The organism is Phytobacter sp. V69 (genome assembly GCF_965644215.1).
GTDB lineage: Bacteria > Pseudomonadota > Gammaproteobacteria > Enterobacterales > Enterobacteriaceae > Phytobacter.
Map to the genome: position 1 here is coordinate 1 of NZ_CBFFRL010000286.1, position 4,493 is coordinate 4,493.

The following is a 4,493-nucleotide window of genomic DNA, read 5'->3' on the forward strand; positions in this document are numbered from 1 at the left end:
ACAGCTCAGCTAAGGTAAGGCTAATACAGCTAAGGACTCCACTGAACCCCACCGATTAAATCGCACCTTCCTTAAGTTTATCTCGCAGACCAGACGTGTTTTCATTATTTGATAAGTGAGGATCACCGAGTGTTCCTGCACTTACGGCGGTAATTTTATCAATACCGTTCATTGTCATCTCCGAAAAATGCAATCCAGGACCTGACGCAAGGAGCTTTCTGCCTCGTTGGAGTGATAAATCTTCGCGGGAAAGAACGAGACTACGTCATTATCGGCAGATAAAAGAATATGTTTAGCAAATAATCACGCATGGTGTTCTTTCACTTTTTTTGAATGATAGAAACAAATAGTTCTGCTTTCCCTAACTGGCTGGCAGGACTACTCTTTTCTCTGTCAGGGCAAACAGCCAGCGGGTCGTTTGCTCTCTTTTAAGGGACAGACAGGAATCAGCGAACCATGAACTCGTTTCAGCGAATTTTGAACGCACTACTTTCCCGCGAACAGCCTGTCGCGCAAACCACTACCCCGTTGGAATTCACCACGCTTTCAGGAGGCGTTATGCCAGAGAACTACCTTGCTTTAGCGAAACAACGCAGAACAATTTACGCACTGGGCAAAGACCTGCCGCTGGCAGAAGATGAAGTTGTTCAGACGATTCAGGATGCCATCAAGCAAGCGCCTTCCGCGTTCAACTCACAGAGTTCTCGCGCGCTGATCCTGCTGGGTAACGAGCACAACAAATTCTGGGAACTGGTACGCGAACAACTGAGAAAAATCGTGCCGGCCGAAAGCTTCCACGCCACCTCCGACAAACTGGACGGTTTCGCCGCTGCTGCGGGTTCTGTGCTGTTTTTCGAAGATCAGGATGTGGTGACCGGGCTGCAGGAACAATTTGCTGCCTATGCCGATAACTTCCCGATTTGGTCAGAGCACAGCTCCGGTATCGCTCAGTACGCTGTATGGCTGGCGCTGGCAGAGAAAGGGATTGGTGCTAACCTCCAGCACTACAATCCGCTGGTGGATGCTGACGTACAGCGTACCTGGAATATCCCGGCAAGCTGGAAACTGCGTGCGCACATGAACTTTGGTTCGATCGCGGCACCGGCAGGCGACAAAGCCTATATGGACGACGATAAACGCTTTATCGTGGCGAAATAGTCCACCACGTGAATTCGTAGCCCCGGTAAGCGTCGCGTTGCCGGGGATTCCCGGATGCGGCGTAAACGCCTTATCCGGGCTACAGACTCGCTAGCGCAGGTGATGCACCACCTGATTGCTGCTTCCCCGCCAGATAAGCATCGGGTCTTTCAGATCCTGCACAAACTTCCCGTCAATCAATACGTTGATTAAATCGACAACGGCCATTTGCGCGTCGTTCAGCTCGTCTATCTTGTACCCCGTCCAGACCCAGATATCTTTGCCCGGACACTCGGCGCGGATGCGCTGCACCAGCTTGAGGATATCCGGCACGTTTTGCGGATGGAGAGGATCGCCGCCGGACAACGAGATACCCTGGCGTTTCACGCGGGTGTCGTTGAGGTCGTTGATGATTTGATCTTCCATCGCCTGGGTGAACGGCATACCGGAGTTTAACCGCCAGGTGCTTTTGTTATAGCAGCCGGGGCATTCATGCACGCACCCGGAGACGAAGAGGGTGCAGCGGGTGCCGGTGCCGTTGACGATGTCGACAGGGTAGTATTGGTGGTAATTCATTTTCGCTTCTCAAGTGACGCCATTACTGCGTTGGCTGCTCTCACTCATCCGGGTCACTTACTTGAGTAAGCTCCCCGGAATTCCTTCGTTTGCCGCCTTGTCCTGACGCCACCTGCTTTGCGAAAAACGTGGATCAGGTAAGTTACAGTAATTGAAGCTGCTCTCGATCTGTCCCCTCGCCCCTTCGGGGAGAGGGTTAGGGTGAGGGGAACAAAAGAGCAACTCAGCCGATCTGCCCATTCCCCAGATGTTTCACGCGGCGCTTCACTTCTTCCTGCTTCCCGGCGTTAAACGGGCGGGCATCCGGGCTACCGAGATAGCCACACACGCGACGGGTCACCGACACACGGGCGGCATCGTGGTTTCCGCATTTCGGGCAGGTAAAGCCTTTGCTAGTGCACTCGAACTCACCGGTAAAGCCGCATTCATAGCACTCGTCAATCGGCGTGTTGGTTCCGTAATACGGCACATGCTGATAGCTATAATCCCAGACATCTTCCAGCGCGCGCAGGTTGTGCTGAATGTTCGGGTACTCGCCGTAGCAAATAAAGCCGCCGCTGGCTAATGGTGGGTACGGTGCTTCGAAATCAATCTTGTCGTACGGGTTTACCTTCTTCTCCACGTCGAGGTGGAAGCTGTTGGTGTAGTACCCTTTGTCGGTCACGCCATCCACCACGCCAAACTCGGCGGTATCCAGACGACAGAAGCGGTCACACAGGTTTTCACTCGGGGTACTGTAAAGGCTAAAGCCGTAGCCGGTCTCTTCTTTCCACAGACCCACCGCCTGGCGCAGACGTTCCACAATCTCAACGCCTTTGGCACGCAGCGCTTCGCTATCGAACATATGTTCTTTGCCAAACAGCGCGTTAATGGTCTCGTGAATGCCGATATAGCCCAGAGAAATAGACGCGCGGCCATTTTTGAAGATTTCTGACACATCATCGTCGGCTTTCAGACGCACGCCGCAGGCACCTTCCATATAGAGAATCGGTGCAACGCGCGCTTTCACCCCTTCCAGACGGGCGATACGGGTCATCAGCGCCTTACGTGCGAGCACCAGACGGGTATCCAGCAGTTTCCAGAACGCCTCTTCATTGCCTTTGGCTTCCAGCGCGATGCGCGGCAGGTTCAGGCTGATGACACCCAGGTTGTTACGCCCGTCGTGGATCTGTTCGCCGTTCTCTTCGTACACGCCGAGGAAGCTGCGGCAGCCCATTGGGGTTTTAAACGAACCGGTCACTTTCACGACCTGATCGTAGTTGAGGATGTCCGGGTACATACGCTTGCTTGCGCACTCCAGCGCCAGCTGTTTGATGTCGTAGTTCGGGTCATCAAACTTGTGGTTCAGGCCGTCTTTAATGGCGAACACCAGTTTCGGGAATACGGCGGTTTTGCGGTTTTTGCCAAGGCCAGCAATGCGGTTACGCAGAATCGACTGCTGAATCAGACGCGATTCCCAGCTGGTGCCCAGACCAAAGCCGAAGGTCACGAACGGGGTCTGGCCGTTGGCGGTGTGCAGGGTGTTCACTTCGTATTCCAGTGACTGGAAGGCGTCGTAGCACTCTTTTTCCGTGCGGCTGTGTGCATAGCCGTCGGCATCCGGAATTTGCCATTCGTCGGCGACTTTACGGTGTTTGGCAAAGCTTGCGGTAACAAACGGCGCCAGCACTTCGTCGATACGGTTAATGGTGGTCCCGCCGTAAATATGGCTGGCGACCTGCGCGATAATCTGCGCGGTTACCGCAGTGGCGGTGGAGATGGATTTCGGCGGCTCGATTTCCGCGTTACCCATTTTAAAACCGTGGGTCAGCATGCCTTTCAGGTCAATCAGCATGCAGTTGAACATCGGGAAGAACGGCGAATAATCGAGATCGTGGTAATGGATATCACCACGTTCGTGTGCCAGCACCACATCACGCGGCAGCAGGTGCTGACGTGCATAGTGTTTGGCTACGATGCCCGCCAGCAGGTCGCGCTGGGTCGGGATGACTTTGCTGTCTTTGTTTGCGTTTTCGTTCAGCAGTGCAGAGTTGGTCTGTTCCACCAGACCGCGAATTTCCTGGTTCAGGCGGCCACGTTTTTCACGGGCGATGTCACGGTCGTGGCGATATTCAATATAGGCACGCGCGAGCTGTTTGTGGGAACCGGACATCAGCTGGTTTTCGACAGCGATCTGGATTTCGCTGATGTCGACCTGCGAACGGTTTTGCATCTGCTGACTAACAATTTCTGCGACGGTGGCGCAATAGTCTGCGTCATCGACTCCCGCTGCTTTAGCTGCACGCAGAATCGCTTCTTTAATGCGCTCTGATTTGAAAGGCACTTTCTTGCCATCTCGTTTCATCACATGCGGTGTCATGATCACTCCATATTAAAAACAGGTTATCCACAGAGGTGAGGAATTATTCACTGGGGGTAAGTGTTGTTGCGCCAGTAAGTTCCCCGAATCCCGACCCTTGTTATCCACAATTCCGGCAAGCTGAGTTCCCGTTGCCTTGTTGGAATAGTAGACGATTAATACAATATGTTGGGTCGGAGTGCATTCTAAGTTCTATATATAGTGATTTGCATCAAACAAGTTTGCGATTTTTTTGATTCAGAACAAAGTAAAAAAGGGAGAGTACAAACGGCGGGCACTGGCGGCTTTGTAAATTGTGGTGAGAAAAATCTGATTAATTATTCAACAAAAACAGTAAGGTAATATGTAAGCGTCTCATACATACCGTATTGACTTATAATGGCAATATGCAGCAACTCAGAACCGTACAGACTTACTATTC

Annotated in this window: 3 protein-coding genes; 1 reads left to right on the plus strand and 2 read right to left on the minus strand. The window is 52.5% G+C overall.

The features are described from left to right. The first annotated feature begins 558 nt into the window (after positions 1-558). Positions 559-1,158 carry a nitroreductase family protein gene (locus tag ACSZPU_RS23655; protein ID WP_499003919.1) on the plus strand — a complete coding sequence of 200 codons (600 nt, stop codon included), beginning with the start codon at positions 559-561 and terminating at the stop codon, positions 1,156-1,158. Positions 1,159-1,248: 90 nt separating this feature from the next. On the opposite strand, the gene nrdG is transcribed toward ACSZPU_RS23655, so the two are convergent. Both nrdG and nrdD read right to left on the minus strand, forming a co-directional pair. Next, positions 1,249-1,713: an anaerobic ribonucleoside-triphosphate reductase-activating protein gene (gene nrdG, locus ACSZPU_RS23660; protein ID WP_499003914.1), complete on the minus strand. Its 465-nt coding sequence runs from the start codon at positions 1,711-1,713 to the stop codon at positions 1,249-1,251. A gap of 223 nt (positions 1,714-1,936) precedes the next feature. Beyond that, on the minus strand, positions 1,937-4,072 hold the full coding sequence (gene nrdD, locus ACSZPU_RS23665; RefSeq protein ID WP_499003916.1) for an anaerobic ribonucleoside-triphosphate reductase: 2,136 nt from the start codon (positions 4,070-4,072) through the stop codon (positions 1,937-1,939). Between the last annotated feature and the right edge of the window lie 421 nt (positions 4,073-4,493).